Here is a 17,204-nt window from a genome sequence, read left to right as displayed (position 1 = left end):
CGATGTTCACCGACGCAGATCATCCGGTAGCCACACCCTCCCAACATGAACAGGAGTTGGCGGCCCTCGATCTCATGGAACACCCGACGGTGCGCGCGGCCTACCAGCAGGTTGCCGAAAACTGGCTCGGCCGCGCCAAAGCATCAGAGGCAATGCGTGGCGTATTCGACGATGCCTTCGCCGAAGTCATGTTCTCGGCGGCGGTGTGGTCGTCGAATCAGGACAAGCTGCGACCGAAAGTCACCTGCATCACCCGCCTTGGTCACCCCGTGGGTGGGCGTGCGATTCCTGGATCACGTTGGGGTATCGACAATCCCGACAGCGTGTACCGCGTCATCCCGATCTCGGGCGACGAGCGCTACGAGATCAGGGGCCGGGTTGGCAAGAATCGCATGACTGAGAACTACTTCACTCTCTGGGACGCCAATATGGGCACTGTCGCGGTCCTCAACGGCCGCACCATGGAGGTCGATTCCGACGGATCGTTCGTCATCACAGTCGATTCCGACCCGGCAGATGATCGGCCGAACCATGTTCAGACCACTGCCGCGGCCCACGAGTTCTACATCCGCGACGTGCTGTTGAATTGGGGCGTCGACGACCCCAACCACCTCACCGTGGAGCGGCTGGGTGGAACACCGGGCACCCCCGCCCGCACGCTGGACGAACAGGCCGACGCGACGGCCGAGATGATGGCCTACTTCGCCAACTTCACCGGCAAACTCAGCCACGGCGTCTACAAGATGCCGCCGAACCACTTCAATCTCGCCTGGTCGGCGGACAAAGTCGGTGCGATGCGCAACCAGGTGTATGTGATGGGTCGCTTCGACCTGGCGCCCGGTGAGGCCTTTGTCGTCGACGTCAGCGACGGCGGCGCCGAATACTTCACCGTTCCCCTGAGCAATATCTGGGGTACGACGTTGGACATCGTCGACCGCACCGGCAGCCTCAACAAGGCCCAATCGGTCGCCAACGACGACGGCACCTATACCTACGTCATCTCCCCCACCGATCCCGGCGTCGCCAACTGGATCGACTCCGACGGGTTGCGTGAAGGAATTCTGACCCTGCGGATGGCCGAGTTCGGGCCGGAGGGGCCGACTCCGGATCTCGGCGCACGCGGACAAGTCGTTGCACTGGACAAGCTCGAGCACGAGGTGCCTGGTCTTCGTCGCGTGTCCGAGCGGGAGCGTGCCGCCGAACTCGCCAACCGTCGCGCAGCGTATCTGCGCCGGCTTCCGGAAGGGACGAACTGATATGAGCCGCTGGTTGATCACGGGGTGCTCCACCGGAATCGGGCGTGAAATCGCGCAGGCGGCCCTGGAAGCAGGACACTCTGTCGTGGTGACCGCGCGCCGTACCGAGACGGTGGCCGATCTGGTCGACGGGTTCGGCGACCGCGCGGTCGCCGTGCCGTTGGACGTGACGGACAAGACGCAGATCGCCGACGCGGTCAAGGCCGCGCACGACGCGTTCGGCGGAATCGATGTCCTGGTGAACAATGCCGGCAACGGCTACCTGTCCGCCGTGGAAGAGGGTGAAGACGACAAGGTCCGAAAGTTGTTCGACACCAATTACTTCGGCGTCGTCGACACGATCAAGGCTGTCCTGCCCGGCATGCGTGCCAACGGATCCGGCTACATCGTGAACATCTCGTCGATGACCGGTCTGGTGGCCAATCCCCCGAATGCGTACTACTCCTCGACGAAGTTCGCTCTGGAAGCGCTGACCGAGGCGTTAGCCCAGGAGGTTAAGCCATTCGGCATCAAGGTGAGCGCTGTCGAACCGGGCGCGTTCCGCACCGATTGGGCGACCCGCTCAATGTGGGAATCCGGCGCGCCGATCAGTGAGTACGAAGACAATGTCGGTACCCGCAAGACTCTGATCAAGGAGTTCGCGAACCATCTGCCCGGTGACCCCCGCAAGGTTGCCGAAGCGGTGCTGATGTTGGCGGCGCTCGACGAGCCGCCGCTACGACTACTTCTCGGTCGTGACGTCCTGAAGGCGGTGCGCGACAAGATCGCAGCGCTGTTGGCGTCGATCGACGAATGGGAAGCGGTCACCAAGAATGTGAACTTCCCACCCGGGCAGTAGAACGGGCATGCCCGATGACCGTCTCGAGCCGGCGCGACCCTTGAATGAGCGACGGTGCGCGTCCCTACGCCTGCAGCGGCTCCAGTTGGTCGGTCGGGATCGATCGCTCCAGCATGCCGTAGGTCGTTTCGCCGTCCCATGTGTAGCGCGCACCGGCTTGTTGCAGTGCCGGGAATGTCCAGTTGGCCATTGCCTCTAGCTTCTCGGGGGACACGCTGCGTGGGTCGGTGATGTCATGGGTGGACAGAACCGTCTGCCCCTCGATATGCACAACGCCGCGTGCGGTTTCCAGCACCACCGAGACATCCTCACCGAGCGGTTGCAGTCTGCGCAGCCACGGTGCGTCGACGACGCGGGCTGGGATCAGTGCTCCGTCTCCGGCGAAGACGTAACCCTCGTTGAAAGTCGGTTGACCGTCCGGCCGCGGCGGATAGGCGATGTACCCGAAACCACGGCCGCTGGGAAACAGCGCGGATTGCCAGCAGTGCCCCCAGAACCCTTCCAGCTTGCGGATGCCCTGCCGCTTAATGCGTAATCCGGTACCGGTGAAGGCATTCTGCTCGGCGCCGACACTCAGCGTCCCGGTAGCGCGGAAGAGCTGCTCGTAGCGCGGTCCCCCCATGAGATCGCCGGTTATCGAGCTGTTCAGCGACTCGGCGGCGTCAGCTTGTAGCGACCCCTGAACCCAAGGCGGCGCAGCGAGCGTGGCCTGCACCTCAAAGCGCACGTCGGCCATCGGCCCAGTCTTACGGCCAGCGACCAGATCTGCTGAGCTGGTCTGCACCAGAGAACCATCGAATACCATTGTCCACGTGTCGAATTCGCGGACACAGGTGAAGGCCAGCGGGCCAGCGCCGAGCACCCGTGGAGCGCCGTCGATTCCGGCAGCGGGAAGACTCGGGGCGTCGTCGCGAATGCGGAACACTCGTCCGTCGGGGAAGGCCACGTTGACCTGCACCGAGTGGGAGTGCCAGTTCGCCCCCACCGCCTCGATGCCAACTCTCGGGAATCCGAGTTCACCTCGATCGTCGAATACCCAGAAGCTCACCGAATCGCGCATCAGTGGATCCGTGGGTGCGGCGTCGAACGTCAACTCCCGTGTCGGATCGATACCACCGGTCAAATCTATTGCCATAGAAATTCATTCACCCTTCTGGACGGCCGCGCTGCCTGGTCCAGGCCTGCGCGTGGGCTGCATAGTCGGCGAAAAGGGGCCGGATTAGCTCGGGATTCAGGCCGAAGCTGTCCGGATCAGCCGCCGAGCGTGGTTCACGGTTTTGCGCGTTGTGCGTCCACCATGCGCGCATTCCAGCGTCGAATTCATCAGTGACCGGGCGTCCGAGCCATGCGTACAGCGCACGCACTTCTGCGATCGGGTCCTGCGCCATCGTGCGAAAGTCGATGTCGAAGAACCGATCATCGGCCCCCTCGTCTCGGAAGGCCACCGCCCGATTCATTCCCACCGACCACTGATAGGCGTTGAGCTCCCCTAGGTAGCGCCGATCCACATGATCGGTGAAGCCACCGACGATATCGGCGTAGACGTCGGCTACCGAGACGAGAACATCGGTGGGATCACGATGGGTCATGACAAACCGGGCGTCCGGGAAGACCCGGGCAAGGTATGTCAGGGACAGCACATGGGCTGGCGACTTCAGCCGCCACGGTCGACGCGGTTGCCCCCACTGCAACAGCTTGAGCACCCGGCGCTGATAGACGTAAGTGGAGGTGAAATCGGCTTGTTCGACCAGCCACTGCGAGTAACTGGGGATCTGCGCGTAGGCCTGGAAGATCTGCGAGGTGAAGTCCAGCGCCATCAGGTCGAGGCATTCCATCGGCCCGTTGGGGTCGGCGGGCACGTGGTGGCGGCTGCCGGCCATCACTTTGGTCACCCCGGGCGGAATGCGCGGGTCATCACCAGCGACGGTCGACGGCGGTGGACACGGTTGCGCGGCTTCCCAGCTACGGAGGTAACGAATCTCGGGATCCTGAGCCAGAAGGAACGACAACGCCGTGGATCCGGTGCGAGGCAGCCCCAGCCCGAACAGGACCGCGTCGAGGGGTTCGTCATCGATTTCGGGGTGACGGCGGTACCAGTCCTCCACCTGCAGCCGCTGACGCAAATGTCCGACGATGCGCGGGTAGACGAAGGCCTCACCCCGCGCGTTGAGTCGCGCCTCCGCGCCCAATGCGCTGACGAGAATGTCGAGTCCTTCGCGAAAGGCATCGTCGCCGAAGTCATCGAGGCCTGTTTTGTCCCGTGCGGCGCGCAACAATTCGGCGGATGATGCCACGCAACCTCCTTCGGACAATTCGAGACAGTACACTGTCATCAATATGAGTAAGCAGTCAAGGGGCGAATCCCGCCGCCCATACGACAGCTCGGCTCGGCGCCGCCAGGCTGAGCACACACGCGACCGGATCATCGCCGCGGGGAGCGAACTCGTGCACGAGTACCGGACATGGGACTGGCGCGATCTCACCTTCCGCGCTGTCGCCGAGCGTGCCGGTGTCGGTGAACGCACCGTCTATCGACACTTCCCCACCGAACGCGAATTGCACGACGCGGTGATGCGCCGGCTCGAGGACGAAGCCGATATCTCCTACGACGACGTCGATCTGACGAACCTGACCGACACCACTGCCCGATTCTTTGCCTCACTGCAACGATTCACCATTGACGAGTCCGTTCGCACACCATCGGATCCCGTTTTCGTCGGCGCCGACGAGCGTCGCCGCCAGGCCCTACAGCGCGCAGTGGCCTCAGCTGCGCCCCACTGGACCCCGGGGCAAGTACGTACGGTCGCCGGCCTGCTCGACGTGCTGTGGAATCTTCCCAGCTACGAGCGACTTGTTGGCGCCTGGCGCTTGTCCGCTGCCGAGGCATCGGACTCGCTGACCTGGTTGATCGACAAAGTCGTCGCGGCTATTCAGTCCGACGACGCACCCAAGGCCGGGCTCTCACGATTCGAATCTGGCACATGACTGGACAAGCCGCCCCGAGAGCCGGCCGGGTTCAGCACCGACACCTCATGGCCGCCGAACGCCGAATTTACTGTGGTGGAGGAGTTTACGGCCATCTCGGTGGGCGCTTCTCAATGAAGGCCTGCACACCCTCCAGTGCGCAGGGGTCCATCATGTTGGCGGCCATCGTCGCACCGGCGTCGTCATACGCGGCGGCGATGCCGGTTTCGATCTGGCGGTAGAACAACGCCTTGCCCACCGCGAGGGCTGCACGAGGTTTGGCCACGATGCGTGACACCAGCGCGCCAATGTCGTCATCGAGCGCCTCGGGGTCGGCCACCCGATTGACCAGCCCGAGTTCTCTGGCCTGCTCGGCGTCGACGAAATCACCGGTCACCAGCATCTCGAACGCGGCTTTACGAGGGACATTGCGCGACAACGCAACTCCGGGTGTGGAGCAGAACAGCCCGACGTTGATCCCGCTGACCGCAAACCGGGCAGCACGGCTGGCTACCGCCAGATCGCACATCGCCACCAGCTGGCAACCGGCGGCGGTCGCGATGCCGTGCACCCGGGCGATCACCGGCACCGGCAGGCGCTGGATCGCGAGCATGACCTCCGTGCAGTCCGCGAACAGCTGCTCGTAGTAATCCAACGACGGCTCGGCGCGCATCTCCTTGAGGTCGTGTCCGGCGCAGAACGCTTTTCCGGCGGCGGCCAGGATCACGGCGCGCACGGTCTCGTCGGTGGCGAGCGGCGCGAGCCGCTCAGCCAGCGCGGCAAGCATCGCCTCGGACAGCGCGTTGAACGACTGCGGACGGTTCAGCGTCAGCGTCACCACGCCGCGGTCGTCACGCTCATGGCAGACCAGCGGTTCGTCGGTCACGACCGTCGGCTCTTCACCAGTCGGACGATGCCATAGGTGACTCCGCCGGCGACCGCGAGCACGCCTAGCCAGGGCAGCAGCAGACCGAAGAGCAGAATCGAGTCGCCGGCCAGCGAGACCAAGGCGTCCCAACCCCGGTGGACCTGACCGAAGAAACCCTGATACTTGTCCGGCGCCGGCCCACCGATGGTCTGGGCGATGAACGTGACATTCAGTGTGCTGTAGGCGATCTGGTCGCCGAGCGCTTCGCGCTGGGCCCGCAGGCTGTCGAGCTCGGCCTGCCGTTCGGAGAGTGCGCCTTCAGCTTTGATGAGGGCGTCGGGGTCTTTGGCGTCGCGCATGATCGCCAGCAGCCGGTCGACCGAGGTCTGCAGCGCCTTGATCCGGGCGTCCAGATCGGCGCGCTGCGCGGTGACGTCGTCGGTGGTGACTTCGACGCTCTCGACGGTCCCGAGCGACTTGAGGTCTGCGATGACCTCGTCGAGCTTGGCCGCCGGAACTCGCAGCACCAGAATCGTCTGAGCCCTGCCGGTTCCCGACCCGGCATCTTCGGAACGCCTGTCGACGCGACCCTGGACGGCGTCGACGGTCGCGGTGGCCTTGTCGGCGGCTTCGCCGGGATTGGTTACCCGCATGGTCATGGACGCCGTCTTGACGACGTCGCGCTGGACGGGGGTCGGCGGAGCCTTCGGTCCGCCCTCCGGCACCGGCGCCTGCACGGCATCAGCGGGAGGGCCGGCGGGAATCTCGGGCGGCCGGACCGGCCCACCGGTACAGCCGGTGAGCACCACCAGCGTTGCCAGCGCGGCCAGCAGCCACGTTCCGATCCGCAGGATGGGCGAGGTCCGGTCCATCTAGCCGAATGTAGCGGGCAGCGCGGACTGACGTGGACGTTAGAATTCTGCCGATCAGTTCGGGAGGGAGCTTTCGCCAATGATGCGTTCACTCGCGGTTGGGGCGGCTGCGTGCGCGGTGAGCGCCGCGTTGACCATCGGGCTCGGCGCCGGGGTGGCCGCGGCCAAACCCGTCGGCGACCGTCATCACCGCCCGGTACCCAGCAAGGTCGATCCCGGCGGTGACACCGACGAGGCGCAGCTGAGCCACCTCCAGCACCTGACCAAAGATCAGAACGGCCGCAAGCAGCTCTGGGACTATCTCCGCAGCACGATCTAGGCGCGCCCTTCGCGGGATCAGGCCGGAGCCGTTTGCATGGAGCCCAGGTAGTAGGTCTCCTGGCCGCTCGGGTATCCGCCGCCATCGGTGGCGATGTGCACGTGGTCGTAGTGGTTGGCGGTCTCGTTGCCGTAGTCGGCGGTCCAACTCGGCGCACCGATGCCCGGGTAGTAGCCCTGCCGCCAGATGACGTGCAGGACGCCCCAGCGTTTGGCGTTGGCCAGGGCGTAGCCGGCGATCTGGTTGCCCAGTTCGATGCCCTCTTTGGTGTGGTAGTTCGGGATCATGACGTCGACGGCCAGACCGTTGGGATGCCACTTCAGCGGATCCTGGCGGTAGCCGTACATGGTGTTGATCTCCAGGAACATCACGCTGATGGCGCGGGCCACCCAGATGGTGTGGATCTGGAGATTGTGTTCGTCGACATCACCAGGTGGCAAAGCGAACTGAAAGCTGGCGGCATCGGCGACGGGGGCGCTGGCGGCGAGCAGCTCAGCTTCGGCGGGGGTGGCCATGTTGGGCGGCGGTGCGGCCGGGGCAGATGTCGGCGAAGCGGCCGGGGTGGCGGCGTGGTGCGAGGTCTCATGGCTCTGGGCGTAGAACATGGCGGCGGAGACGACGACGGACAGCCCGGCCGCCAGCCAGCGACCCGCGTTGCCACCCAAGACTTTCGCCACGGGCAGCAGCTTACTGCTGCGGCGCGTGTGCCCGAGCACCCTTCAGCGATACGCGTCGCTGCGCTTGGCGACGACGAAGACGGTCACCGAATCGGCATCGTCGTCGACGGAGTAGACCACGCGGCACTGCCCGAGGCGCACCCGCCAATCATTCTGGCTGCCAACGAGTTTCTTGGCGCGGGTAAACCGCTGCTCGTCAGCACTCGCAGGCGAGGCCGTCGCCGTCGCGGTCCTGAGGCGGGGTGTAGATCGGGCTGTCGGAGGGGATGTCGCAGTAGCCCGCCGCCTTGGCTTGCGTGCAGTTCTTGAACGGCATGCTGGGCTCAGCACTGGCCGGCGCGGCGATACCGATCGCCATGGCGCCGAACGTGGACGCTACGAGAACCCCGACAACTCGATACACAACTACTCCCCGTCATACACAAGACCGACTGGACAATATGACGATATTGGAGGTCACCCGTATTCAGACCAAAAGTCGGAAATTGGGGCGGGCGTCGAGTGTGAATCGCCATACGCGGCCGGCGGCGTGTCGCGGATGAAACCGCACACTGGCGCAGGGGTCTAGAGACGAGTGTGGGGCTTATGCACGCAGATCGTCGAGATCGCGTACATAAGCCCCACAGTCGAGGCTGCGCTACTACTTAGTGCGCGTGGCCGTGGTGATGGCCGTGACCGGCGTGCTCGTCGACCTCGACCGGCTTGTCCACGACAGCAGTCTCGGTGGTGAGCACCATGCGGGCCACCGACGCGGCGTTGAGCACCGCGGAGCGGGTCACCTTCACCGGGTCGATCACACCGTCGGCGATCAGGTCGCCGTAGCTCAGCGTCGCGGCGTTGAAGCCGTGGCCGGCAGGCAGCTCGGAGACCTTGCTGACCACGACGGCCCCATCCAGCCCGGCGTTGGTGGCGATCCAGAACAGCGGGGCCGACAGCGCCGAGGCGAAGACCTCGACACCGAGTGCCTCGTCACCGGACACCGACGCCCGCAGCGAGTCCAGAGCCTTGCCGGCCTGCACGAGGGCGCTGCCGCCGCCGGCGACGATGCCCTCCTCGACCGCGGCCTTGGCCGCCGCCACCGCGTCCTCGACACGGTGCTTGCGCTCCTTGAGCGCGGTCTCGGTGGCTGCACCGACCTTGATCACCGCAACGCCGCCGGCCAGCTTGGCCAGCCGCTCCTGCAGCTTCTCGCGGTCCCAGTCGGACTCCGAGGCCTCGATCTCGCTCTTGAGCTGCTTGACCCGGTTGTCGATGGCCTCAGCCGTGCCGCCACCGTCGACGATCACGGTGTCGTCCTTGCTGACCACCACACGCCGTGCCGAGCCCAGCACCTCCAGGCCGGCCTCCCGCAGCAGCAGACCCACGTCGGGGTTCACCACCTGGCCGCCGGTGACGATCGCCAGGTCCTCCAGGAACGCCTTGCGGCGATCGCCGAAGAAGGGCGCCTTGACCGCAACAGCCTTGAGCGTCTTGCGAATTGCGTTGACCACCAGGGTGCTCAGCGCCTCGCCCTCGACGTCCTCGGCCACGATCAGCAGCGGCTTACCGGCCTGGGCCACCTTCTCCAGCAGCGGCAGCAGGTCGGGCAGCGAGCTGATCTTGTCGCGGTGCAGCAGCACCAGCGCGTCTTCCAGGACGGCTTCCTGGGAGTCGAAGTCGGTGACGAAGTAGGCCGAGATGAAGCCCTTGTCGAAGCCGACGCCGTCGGTGACCTCCAGCTCGGTGTTCAGGGTCGAGGACTCCTCGACGCTGACCACACCGTCGCCGCCGACCTTGGTCATCGCCTCGCCGACCAGTTCGCCGACTTCCTCGTCACGCGAGGAAACGGTGGCGATCTGAGCGATACCGGTCTTGCCGGCCACCGGAGTGGCCGCGGCCAGCAGCGCCTCGGAGACCGCGTCGGCCGCACGGCCGATACCCGATCCCAGCGCGATGGGGTTGGCACCGGCGGCCACGTTGCGCAGGCCGTGCTTGATGATGGCCTGCGCCAGCACGGTCGCGGTGGTGGTGCCGTCACCGGCCACGTCGTTGGTCTTGGTGGCCACCGACTTGACCAGCTGCGCGCCCAGGTTCTCGAACGGGTCTTCCAGCTCGATCTCACGGGCGATGGTCACACCGTCGTTGGTGACGGTCGGCCCGCCGAAGGCCTTGGCCAGCACCACGTGCCGACCGCGCGGACCCAGGGTCACCTTGACCGCGTCGGCGAGCTTGTCGACGCCGACTTCCATGGCCCGGCGGGCGGTTTCGTTGAACTCAATTTGCTTGCTCATAAGTCCTGCCTTCGCGTCAGCGCGTTCCGCCCCGGAAACCACCAGCGACGAAGGCGGGGTTTCCGGGGCGGTACACGGCTGCTACTTGTTGACGACCGCCAGCACGTCGCGGGCCGACAGGATCAAGTACTCCTCGCCGTTGTACTTGATCTCGGTGCCGCCGTACTTGCTGTAGATGACGGTGTCGCCCTCGGCGACGTCCAGCGGGATGCGCTTCTCGCCATCCTCGTCCCAGCGGCCGGGGCCGACGGCGACGACGGTGCCTTCCTGCGGCTTCTCCTTGGCGGTGTCCGGGATGACCAGACCCGACGCGGTGGTCGTCTCGGCCTCATTGGCCTGAACGAGGATCTTGTCCTCGAGTGGCTTGATGTTCACGGCCACGATGGAGTCCTCCACTGTTAGGGGTGCGGGCCCGGGGCTTTTCCCCGGACCTGTCGGTTTAACCAGGTGTTCGGCATACGTCCAAGCCTTCGCGTCGTCGTCGCGGGTGCCGGCGCAGGGGGTTGGCCGCGTGCCACCTAGCACTCTATACATGCGAGTGCTAGCACTCAAGGGTGACCCTTTGCAGATTCGCCGAGGGCTTAGCCGGTCGCGGCGGCTGACTGTTCGTGAGCCACGCGCAAGTCACCGAAGAAGGCGATGACCAGCGCATTGACCAGGTCGGCCCGCTCCCACTGCAGGAAATGCCCGGCCCCCGGCAGCACCACCGGACCGGTGCGGTTGGTGAAGGCCACCTCGCAGGCGTGCACGAACTCGGGGCCGACGACCTGATCGTCCATTCCGTAGAGAAGCAGGGTCGGGGTATCGACCTTGCGGTCCATGATGGGGGCCTCGCTGACCGCCCTGCCGTAGGCCAGCTGGTAGACCGCCCAGCCGGCACGCAGCCGCTCCTCGGTGGCGAATGGTTCGGTCATGAAGTCGACGTCGGCGTCGTCGAACGTGCCGGGCGAGGCCCACAGCCGGTGGCCGTACATGCCGCCGATGAAGCGGCGCCGTTTGGCCGGGGTATCGAGCTCGGCGGCCAGGGCGTCCGGGGTCTCCCCCTGCAGGCGGCGGTAATCACCGGTCGGCCCGTCGCGCAGCACCGCCGCCGGGTCCAGTCCCGCGGCCACGTAGTCCTCGAAAACCAGCGGCGGCACGGAGTCGAAGAACACCAGCTTGTCGACGAACCCCTCGAACCGGTGGATCAGGTCGATCGCAACGACGCCGCCGACGTCACCGCCCACTACACCGCAGTGCGAGTGGCCGAGCACGTCGTGCACGAGGTGGTAGACGTCGCGGCTGTAGGCGGCGATGTCGTAGACGTCGTCAGCTGACAGGTCGGAGTCGCCATGGCCGCGCAGATCCGGCGCGATCACCTCATAGCCGGCCTCGGCCAGTGCGGCGATATTGCGCCACCAGATTCGTTTGGTCTCGGGATAGCCGTGCAGGAGCAGCAGCGGGTAGCCGCCCTGACCCTCGTGGATGAAGGCCAGCGACAGCCCGTCGCGCCCCGGGCTCGGGGGCACCTCGGCGCGGTGGATGGTGAACGCATCGGGCGCGGGGGTAGCCGGTTGCGCCGGACGTAACCGCAGTTCGTAGTGCATCACCGGTCGAACCGCTCAGGCCCGATGGCGCATCTCCTCACCGGGCTCATCCTTCGCCCGGCTTGTCGAACGCGCGGGGGTCGATGAGCAGGTGATCAGACACGTCGCCGATCATCTCGACGTCAGCGATGCGTTCGGTGAAGTACCAGCCGGTCTCGTCGCGGGCGAACGTGTCGTAGTAGCGGCCGGCCACGATCGGCTGGAATCGCACCGTGTCGGTGGCCTGCACCACCAGGAAGGTCGAACGGGCCGCGGCGGTGTCGCTGTCGAGGTCGACGATCGCGTTGAGGACGAGGTGACGGGTCTTCGGAGTACCGGTGTCGGTGAAGCGACGGGTGGTCATGCCGAACAGCCCGGCGATGTTCTGTGCCCCCGAGACGCTCGGGGTGTTGGGGCCACCGAAGGCCGCCCGGCCCAGCAGCTCGCCGACACCGTCGAAGTCGCCGGAGTCGATGAGTTCGGCGTAGCGGTAGAGCAGTTCGGTGATCTCGAGCTTGTCAGCCGTCGTGCTCATACCACCTGCCCCGCGATCACCGGCAGACCCGGGTCACTTCGAGCATCAAGCGCAGATGGCGATGCGCCCGCGGCAATCAGATGGGCGGCGAAGGAGGCGATCATGGCCCCATTGTCGGTACACAACCGCGGCCGCGGGATGCGTAACGTCAAACCGGCTGCAGCGCAACGCTCTTCGGCGAGCTCGCGCAGCCGGGAATTGGCGGCGACCCCGCCCGCGATCAGCAGGGTGGACACTCCGAGTTCGGTCGCAGCCCGCACGGCCTTGGCGGTCAGGACGTCGGCTACGGCCTCCTGGAAACCGGCGGCCACGTCGGCGGCGTCGTAGTCGGGGTGGCTCTCCACATAGCGGGCCACCGCGGTCTTGAGGCCGGAGAAACTGAACGCGAAGCGCTCGTCCCGGGGGCCGGTCATCCCGCGCGGGAAAACGATGGCCTCCGGGTTGCCGGTGCGGGCCAGGTCGTCGAGCACCTTGCCGCCGGGGTAGCCCAGGCCGAGCAGCCGCGCCACCTTGTCGTAGGCCTCCCCCGCCGCGTCGTCGACGGTGCTGCCGAGTTCGATGATCGGCTCACCGAGCGAGCGCACGTGCAGCAGATGGGTATGGCCGCCGGAGACCAGCAGACCCACGCTCTCCGGTAGCGGACCGTGGTCGTAGACGTCGGCGGCCAGGTGCCCGCCGAGGTGGTTGACGGCGTAGAACGGCACACCCCATGCCGCGGCGTAGGCCTTGGCGGCGGCCACCCCGACCAGCAGCGCCCCGGCCAGTCCGGGGCCGATGGTGGCCGCCACGATGTCGGGCTTGTCGATCTCGGCGGCGGCCAGTGCGCGGCGCATGGTCGGCCCGAGCGCCTCCAGGTGTGCGCGCGAGGCGATTTCGGGCACCACGCCGCCGTAGCGGGCGTGTTCGTCAACGCTGGAGGCCACCTCGTCGGCCAGCAACGCGACCGTGCCGTCACCGTCCAGTCGTGCGATACCGACTCCTGTTTCGTCGCAGGAGCTTTCGATGGCGAGGATGGTCGTCGCCGGCGGGCAGGAGCGCAGCGACTCGGGGTTAGTTGTCATTCCGCGTCCCGTCGCATCGTGTAGGCGTCGGCGCCGCTGGCCTGGTAGTAGCGCTTACGCACACCCATTTTCTCGAAGCCGAGGCTTTCGTACAGGGCGATGGCCGGCACGTTGTCGGTGCGCACTTCCAGATAGACCACCGAGCCGGGATCGATTCCGTCGAGCAGATCGTTCATCATCCGCCGCCCGATCCCTCTGCCCTGGTACGCCGGATCGACGCCGATGGTGTGGATCTCATACTCGAACGGCGGGGTGCGGCCCAGCCGGGAGATCCCGGCGTAGCCGACGAGTTTGTCTTCCACCCGGGCGGCGACATAGCGGTTGTGCCGGGCGCCCAACTCACGGACGAAGGAAAACTCCGGCCACGGATCGTCACCCTCGAAGAGTTGCATCTCCAGCTCCGCACACCGCGCCGCGTCGGTGACCTGGAGCGGACCGTAGATGATGTTCACCGCAGCACGCCTCGCTCGGCGAGGGTCTTGGCGTCCGGCCGGCGCAGATACAGCGGCACCAACGGCTCCGGCTCGGCGGCCCAGTCCGGCACGGCGGTAACGAGTCCCACCGGCGTCGGGTAGGCGATGTCGAGGGTGGGCAGGCCGAACAAGCCCACATGATCGGGAGAGCCGGCTACTGCCCGTACCCCGTCAACCGGCACGTCGGCGGGCGCCGCGACGGCTGGGCCGTCGACGCGGATGCCGTCGCGGTAGCGCGCCCAGTACACCTCGCGGCGGCGGGCATCGGTCACCACCAGCACCTCGCCGGTGGTCAGCACACCGATCGCGTCCAGGCTGCACACCCCGTACACCGGGACGCCGAGAGCATGGCCGTAGGCCGCGGCCGTGGCCATCCCGACCCGTAAGCCGGTGAACGGGCCGGGACCGCACCCGACGACCACCCCGTCGAGGTCGGCCATGCTCAGATCCGCATCAGCCAACGCGGACACCACATTCGGCGTCAGCATCTCGGCGTGTGCCCGGGCGTCGAGGGTGATCCGTTCGGCCAGCAGCGTGGCAACGCCGGTGTCGTCGCGGGACACCACGGCCGCGGTGACCGCCGGGGTCGCGGTGTCGAGGGTCAGGAGAGTGCGGGTCATCGGCGGTTCCATTGCCATGTCGCAGTGCGGATTTCGCTGTCGGGGCGGCGTGCCAGCGTGACGTCCAGGTGATTGTCGGACAAGCGCTCGGCCAGCCCCTCACCCCATTCGACGACGACGACGGCGTCCTCGAGATCGGTGTCGAGGTCCAGCGAGTCCAACTCGGCCAGCAGGTCGGCGCGGTCGTCGTCGAGTAGGCGGTAGATGTCGACGTGAATCATCGCGGGGTCACCGTGCTGGCGGGGCCGGTGCACCCGAGCCAGCACGAACGTCGGTGACGTCACCGGGCCGTCGACGTCCATACCGATCGCAATCCCCTTGGCCAGAGCGGTCTTTCCCGCCCCGAGCGGACCGGACAGCACCACCACGTCACCGGCGCGCAGCTCTTCGCCCAGCCGGATGCCCAAGGAGATGGTGTCTTCCAGGGTCGGCAGTTCGGCGGCGCCGCTGTCCATCCGGGTGTCAGCCACGGGCGCGATCCTTCAATCGGCGGGCGAAGGCCACGAGCTTGGACGGGGTGGCCCGTTCGACGAGGCGCACCAGTGCATCGTTGATGATGTCGGGGTCTTCCAGCTGCACCAGATGACCGGCACCGGGCACGATCACCAGCTCGGTGTCGGGTAGCACCGCGGCCATCTCCTCGGAGTGCTTGACCGGGGTCAGCACGTCGTGGTCGCCGCAGGCGATCATGGTCGGGATGCGGGCCAGTACCGGTAGCGCCGCGCTCTCGTCGTGCACCTCGAGTGCGTGCAGGAACTCCACGAGCGTGGCGATGGGAGTGTCGTGAATCATGCTCTCGGAGAACGCCACAACGCTGGGGCTCATCGAGTCGTCGCCGAACGAGGCGGTGCGCAGGATCGGACGCAGCACCGAGCGTGCCGCCCCGCGGGTGCGGTGCACCAGTTGGGGGGCGTACCGGGCCGCGAAGCGCACCGCCTCCAGCGCCGGGTTCTGCAGGATCTCGCCTATCGGTGAGCGCGGCAGACCTTCGGCGGCCGAGGAGATCAACGCTGCGCCGACGATGCGTGACCCGTAGTGCTGCGGGAACTGCCGGGCGTGGGATAGCACCGTCATCCCGCCCATCGAGTGGCCGACCAGGACGACGGGGCCCCGCGGAACCATCACCTGCAGAATGGTTTCCAGGTCCTGACCCAACTGGGTCACGGTGTAGGTGTCGACGGGCGCGGCGCCGGACTGGCCGTGGCCGCGCTGGTCGTAGAACACCATCCGCACCTGCTGGCCCCACCGTTCCGCGAGCGCTGCGCGCTGGAAATGGAACGATCCCATTCGCAGGCAGAAGCCGTGGGCGAAGACCACGGTCAGCGGCGCGGTGATCGGACCGACTTCGCGGACGACGAGGGGGATTCCGTCATCGGTGGTGACCACGCAGCCGCGGTCAGCATCCAGCAGTGCGAAATCCTCACCGGCATAGGCGTCCTGGATGAATTTGCGATGGCGGAAGGCGCGCGCGGCCGAGACCCCTGCCGCGGTTCCGACGGCGCTGAGCCCGGCGACCCCGGCCATCAGGCCGGCCTTGCGACCCCCACCGAGCCCGGGGTTGTCGGCCTTACGAGCCAGGCGTTCGGCAGTCTTTTCCGCGCGGCGAGCCAGGCGCTCGTCGATGCCCTTGGCCCGCTTGGGCTTCGCCGTGTCGTCGCGATCAGCGGCCACCGGCGTCGACCTCCCGGTAGGTGCGGACCACCCGCCCGCGGGGGCTGGTGACCACCTCGTAGTGGATGGTGCCCAGAAGGTCGGCCCAGTCCTGCGCGGTCGGCTCACCAGATGCTCCGGAACCGAACAGGATCGCCTCGTCTCCTTCGGCCACATCCGGCTGGCCGGGTCCGAGATTCACCACCAGCTGGTCCATGCAGATGCGGCCGACGTTGCGGCGCAGCCGGCCGTTGATCAGCGCGTCGATTCGCCCGCTGAGAGTGCGGTAGACGCCGTCGGCGTAGCCGATCGGCAGCAGTGCCAACGTGGTGTCCTCGTCGGCGATCCAGGTGTGCCCGTAGGACACGCCCTCGCCGGCCTTGACCGATTTCACCATCGCCACTGTGCATTTCAGTGTCATTGCCGGGCGCAGCCCCAGATCACCGAGCTCCGGGATCGGGCTCAGGCCGTAGACCGCGATACCGGGCCGGACCATGTCGAAGCCCAGGTCGGGCCGCGTCATCGCCGATGGTGAGTTCGACAGGTGTGCCACCTCGAAGTCCACCCCGCGCCGTCGCGCCTCGGCGAGCATCTCAGAAAAGCGTTGTGCCTGAAGATCGTTGAGTGGATCGTCCGGGGCGTCGCCGCTGGCCAGGTGCGACATCATGCCGCGCACCCTGATCGCCCCGGACGCGGTCGCCTGCAGCAGCGCCGTCAGCACGTCGGGGTAGTCGGCGGCGCTCACGCCGTTGCGATTGAGACCGGTGTCGAGCTTGATGGTGACCTCGGCGGTGCGGCCGGTGAGTTCGGCGGCGGTCAGCACCTCGGCGACCTGCCGGGAGGAGGACACCGCGACCTGGACGTCGGCGCTGAGGGCCGGTGCGAAATCGGTGCCGGGCGGATGCAGCCACGCCAGCACCGGCGCGGTGATTCCGGCGGCACGCAGGGCCAGCGCCTCGTCGATCGTGGCGACGCCGAGTTCGGCCGCACCCGCGGCCACGGCGGCGCGGGCCACCTGGGGAGCGCCGTGCCCATAGGCGTCGGCCTTGACGACAGCCATGACCTCGGCAGATCCTGCGTGCTCGCGCAGAACCCGCACGTTGTCGGCGATCGCCCCGAGGTCGACGAGCGCCTCGGCACCGGGGCCGGAGACCGCTGCGGGCGTCGACGGGCTCAACGAAGTCGTGTGCATAGGCTCCTCACTGCCGACAATTGTCCCAGAACCGGTCCGATAAC

Annotated in this window: 21 protein-coding genes; 4 read left to right on the top strand and 17 right to left on the bottom strand. The window is 66.8% G+C overall.

The genetic code is table 11. The annotated features are described in order from the left end of the window. The first annotated feature begins 2 nt into the window (after positions 1-2). Both BN3385_RS08270 and BN3385_RS08265 read left to right on the top strand, forming a co-directional pair. The gene (locus BN3385_RS08270; RefSeq protein WP_059016058.1) at positions 3-1,256 is read left to right on the top strand and encodes a DUF1214 domain-containing protein; all 1,254 of its coding nucleotides are present in this window, start codon (positions 3-5) and stop codon (positions 1,254-1,256) included. Between the two features lies 1 nt (position 1,257). Continuing rightward, positions 1,258-2,094 carry an oxidoreductase gene (locus BN3385_RS08265; RefSeq protein ID WP_059016057.1) on the top strand — a complete coding sequence of 279 codons (837 nt, stop codon included), beginning with the start codon at positions 1,258-1,260 and terminating at the stop codon, positions 2,092-2,094. Between the two features lie 64 nt (positions 2,095-2,158). On the opposite strand, the gene BN3385_RS08260 is transcribed toward BN3385_RS08265, so the two are convergent. After that, entirely contained in the window at positions 2,159-3,229 is a 1,071-nt protein-coding gene (locus BN3385_RS08260; RefSeq protein WP_059016056.1) for a DUF7064 domain-containing protein, read from the bottom strand. Between the two features lie 10 nt (positions 3,230-3,239). Then, a complete protein-coding gene (locus BN3385_RS08255) occupies positions 3,240-4,388 on the bottom strand; it encodes a sulfotransferase family protein (protein WP_059016055.1) in 1,149 nt (382 codons plus the stop codon). Between the two features lie 43 nt (positions 4,389-4,431). Between BN3385_RS08255 and BN3385_RS08250 the strand changes: the two genes are divergently transcribed. After that, a complete protein-coding gene (locus BN3385_RS08250; protein WP_059016054.1) occupies positions 4,432-5,079 on the top strand; it encodes a TetR/AcrR family transcriptional regulator in 648 nt (215 codons plus the stop codon). A gap of 85 nt (positions 5,080-5,164) precedes the next feature. Here BN3385_RS08250 and BN3385_RS08245 read toward each other — a convergent pair whose 3' ends face one another. Beyond that, positions 5,165-5,944: an enoyl-CoA hydratase gene (locus tag BN3385_RS08245; RefSeq protein WP_059016053.1), complete on the bottom strand. Its 780-nt coding sequence runs from the start codon at positions 5,942-5,944 to the stop codon at positions 5,165-5,167. Further along, positions 5,941-6,798, bottom strand: a complete 858-nt coding sequence (locus tag BN3385_RS08240) for a DUF4349 domain-containing protein (protein ID WP_082690335.1) — start codon at positions 6,796-6,798, stop codon at positions 5,941-5,943. Before BN3385_RS08240 ends, BN3385_RS08245 begins: the two co-directional genes overlap by 4 nt. Before the next feature lie 79 nt (positions 6,799-6,877). Here BN3385_RS08240 and BN3385_RS08235 point away from each other — a divergent pair, with 79 nt between their 5' ends. Further along, positions 6,878-7,117: a hypothetical protein gene (locus BN3385_RS08235; protein WP_156432637.1), complete on the top strand. Its 240-nt coding sequence runs from the start codon at positions 6,878-6,880 to the stop codon at positions 7,115-7,117. Between the two features lie 17 nt (positions 7,118-7,134). Here the strand turns inward: BN3385_RS08235 and BN3385_RS08230 are convergent, their stop codons facing one another. From BN3385_RS08230 to alr, 13 genes are all read right to left on the bottom strand, one after another. Then, positions 7,135-7,833 (bottom strand): VldE C-terminal domain-containing protein, encoded by a 699-nt coding sequence (locus tag BN3385_RS08230; protein WP_156432636.1) that lies wholly within the window; start codon positions 7,831-7,833, stop codon positions 7,135-7,137. Between the two features lie 3 nt (positions 7,834-7,836). Further along, positions 7,837-7,935 carry a type II toxin-antitoxin system RelE family toxin gene (locus BN3385_RS29415; RefSeq protein WP_502688043.1) on the bottom strand — a complete coding sequence of 33 codons (99 nt, stop codon included), beginning with the start codon at positions 7,933-7,935 and terminating at the stop codon, positions 7,837-7,839. Positions 7,936-7,990: 55 nt separating this feature from the next. Further along, the gene (locus BN3385_RS08225) at positions 7,991-8,152 is read right to left on the bottom strand and encodes an excalibur calcium-binding domain-containing protein (RefSeq protein ID WP_082690334.1); all 162 of its coding nucleotides are present in this window, start codon (positions 8,150-8,152) and stop codon (positions 7,991-7,993) included. A gap of 286 nt (positions 8,153-8,438) precedes the next feature. Next, positions 8,439-10,064 carry a chaperonin GroEL gene (gene groL / locus BN3385_RS08220; RefSeq protein ID WP_059016050.1) on the bottom strand — a complete coding sequence of 542 codons (1,626 nt, stop codon included), beginning with the start codon at positions 10,062-10,064 and terminating at the stop codon, positions 8,439-8,441. 81 nt (positions 10,065-10,145) lie between these two features. Beyond that, positions 10,146-10,448: a co-chaperone GroES gene (gene groES / locus BN3385_RS08215; RefSeq protein ID WP_036346100.1), complete on the bottom strand. Its 303-nt coding sequence runs from the start codon at positions 10,446-10,448 to the stop codon at positions 10,146-10,148. 197 nt (positions 10,449-10,645) lie between these two features. Continuing rightward, a complete protein-coding gene (locus BN3385_RS08210) occupies positions 10,646-11,650 on the bottom strand; it encodes an alpha/beta fold hydrolase (RefSeq protein WP_059016049.1) in 1,005 nt (334 codons plus the stop codon). A 46-nt stretch (positions 11,651-11,696) separates the two neighbouring features. Continuing rightward, positions 11,697-12,164: a nuclear transport factor 2 family protein gene (locus BN3385_RS08205; protein ID WP_059016048.1), complete on the bottom strand. Its 468-nt coding sequence runs from the start codon at positions 12,162-12,164 to the stop codon at positions 11,697-11,699. Beyond that, on the bottom strand, positions 12,161-13,225 hold the full coding sequence (gene tsaD, locus BN3385_RS08200; RefSeq protein ID WP_059016047.1) for a tRNA (adenosine(37)-N6)-threonylcarbamoyltransferase complex transferase subunit TsaD: 1,065 nt from the start codon (positions 13,223-13,225) through the stop codon (positions 12,161-12,163). Before tsaD ends, BN3385_RS08205 begins: the two co-directional genes overlap by 4 nt. Continuing rightward, the gene (rimI, locus tag BN3385_RS08195) at positions 13,222-13,617 is read right to left on the bottom strand and encodes a ribosomal protein S18-alanine N-acetyltransferase (protein ID WP_231748706.1); all 396 of its coding nucleotides are present in this window, start codon (positions 13,615-13,617) and stop codon (positions 13,222-13,224) included. Before rimI ends, tsaD begins: the two co-directional genes overlap by 4 nt. 56 nt (positions 13,618-13,673) lie before the next feature. Continuing rightward, complete coding sequence (gene tsaB / locus BN3385_RS08190; protein WP_059016496.1) at positions 13,674-14,318, bottom strand: tRNA (adenosine(37)-N6)-threonylcarbamoyltransferase complex dimerization subunit type 1 TsaB; 645 nt, start codon at positions 14,316-14,318, stop codon at positions 13,674-13,676. Beyond that, positions 14,315-14,773: a tRNA (adenosine(37)-N6)-threonylcarbamoyltransferase complex ATPase subunit type 1 TsaE gene (gene tsaE, locus BN3385_RS08185; RefSeq protein WP_059016495.1), complete on the bottom strand. Its 459-nt coding sequence runs from the start codon at positions 14,771-14,773 to the stop codon at positions 14,315-14,317. The genes tsaB and tsaE overlap by 4 nt, the downstream gene beginning before the upstream one ends. A 7-nt stretch (positions 14,774-14,780) precedes the next feature. Next, on the bottom strand, positions 14,781-15,842 hold the full coding sequence (locus tag BN3385_RS08180; RefSeq protein WP_059016494.1) for an alpha/beta fold hydrolase: 1,062 nt from the start codon (positions 15,840-15,842) through the stop codon (positions 14,781-14,783). Positions 15,843-15,978: 136 nt separating this feature from the next. Then, positions 15,979-17,160: an alanine racemase gene (gene alr, locus BN3385_RS08175; RefSeq protein ID WP_059016045.1), complete on the bottom strand. Its 1,182-nt coding sequence runs from the start codon at positions 17,158-17,160 to the stop codon at positions 15,979-15,981. Positions 17,161-17,204 lie beyond the last annotated feature (44 nt).

Source organism: Mycobacterium sp. M26 (genome assembly GCF_001494595.1).
Classification (GTDB): domain Bacteria; phylum Actinomycetota; class Actinomycetes; order Mycobacteriales; family Mycobacteriaceae; genus Mycobacterium.
Note: the sequence above shows the minus strand (reverse complement) of the source record. Positions and strands in the feature narration are given on the sequence as shown.

Coding starts and splice junctions, on each gene's coding strand:
- BN3385_RS08270 (WP_059016058.1), top strand. CDS start 3: ATGTTCACCGACGCAGATCATCCGGTAGCCACACCCTCCCAACATGAA.
- BN3385_RS08265 (WP_059016057.1), top strand. CDS start 1,258: ATGAGCCGCTGGTTGATCACGGGGTGCTCCACCGGAATCGGGCGTGAA.
- BN3385_RS08260 (WP_059016056.1), bottom strand. CDS start 3,229: ATGGCAATAGATTTGACCGGTGGTATCGATCCGACACGGGAGTTGACG.
- BN3385_RS08250 (WP_059016054.1), top strand. CDS start 4,432: ATGAGTAAGCAGTCAAGGGGCGAATCCCGCCGCCCATACGACAGCTCG.
- BN3385_RS08240 (WP_082690335.1), bottom strand. CDS start 6,798: ATGGACCGGACCTCGCCCATCCTGCGGATCGGAACGTGGCTGCTGGCC.
- BN3385_RS08235 (WP_156432637.1), top strand. CDS start 6,878: ATGATGCGTTCACTCGCGGTTGGGGCGGCTGCGTGCGCGGTGAGCGCC.
- BN3385_RS08225 (WP_082690334.1), bottom strand. CDS start 8,152: ATGGCGATCGGTATCGCCGCGCCGGCCAGTGCTGAGCCCAGCATGCCG.
- groL (WP_059016050.1), bottom strand. CDS start 10,064: ATGAGCAAGCAAATTGAGTTCAACGAAACCGCCCGCCGGGCCATGGAA.
- BN3385_RS08210 (WP_059016049.1), bottom strand. CDS start 11,650: ATGCACTACGAACTGCGGTTACGTCCGGCGCAACCGGCTACCCCCGCG.
- BN3385_RS08205 (WP_059016048.1), bottom strand. CDS start 12,164: ATGAGCACGACGGCTGACAAGCTCGAGATCACCGAACTGCTCTACCGC.
- tsaD (WP_059016047.1), bottom strand. CDS start 13,225: ATGACAACTAACCCCGAGTCGCTGCGCTCCTGCCCGCCGGCGACGACC.
- rimI (WP_231748706.1), bottom strand. CDS start 13,617: ATGCAACTCTTCGAGGGTGACGATCCGTGGCCGGAGTTTTCCTTCGTC.
- tsaB (WP_059016496.1), bottom strand. CDS start 14,318: ATGACCCGCACTCTCCTGACCCTCGACACCGCGACCCCGGCGGTCACC.
- tsaE (WP_059016495.1), bottom strand. CDS start 14,773: ATGGACAGCGGCGCCGCCGAACTGCCGACCCTGGAAGACACCATCTCC.
- BN3385_RS08180 (WP_059016494.1), bottom strand. CDS start 15,842: ATGGCCGGGGTCGCCGGGCTCAGCGCCGTCGGAACCGCGGCAGGGGTC.
- alr (WP_059016045.1), bottom strand. CDS start 17,160: ATGCACACGACTTCGTTGAGCCCGTCGACGCCCGCAGCGGTCTCCGGC.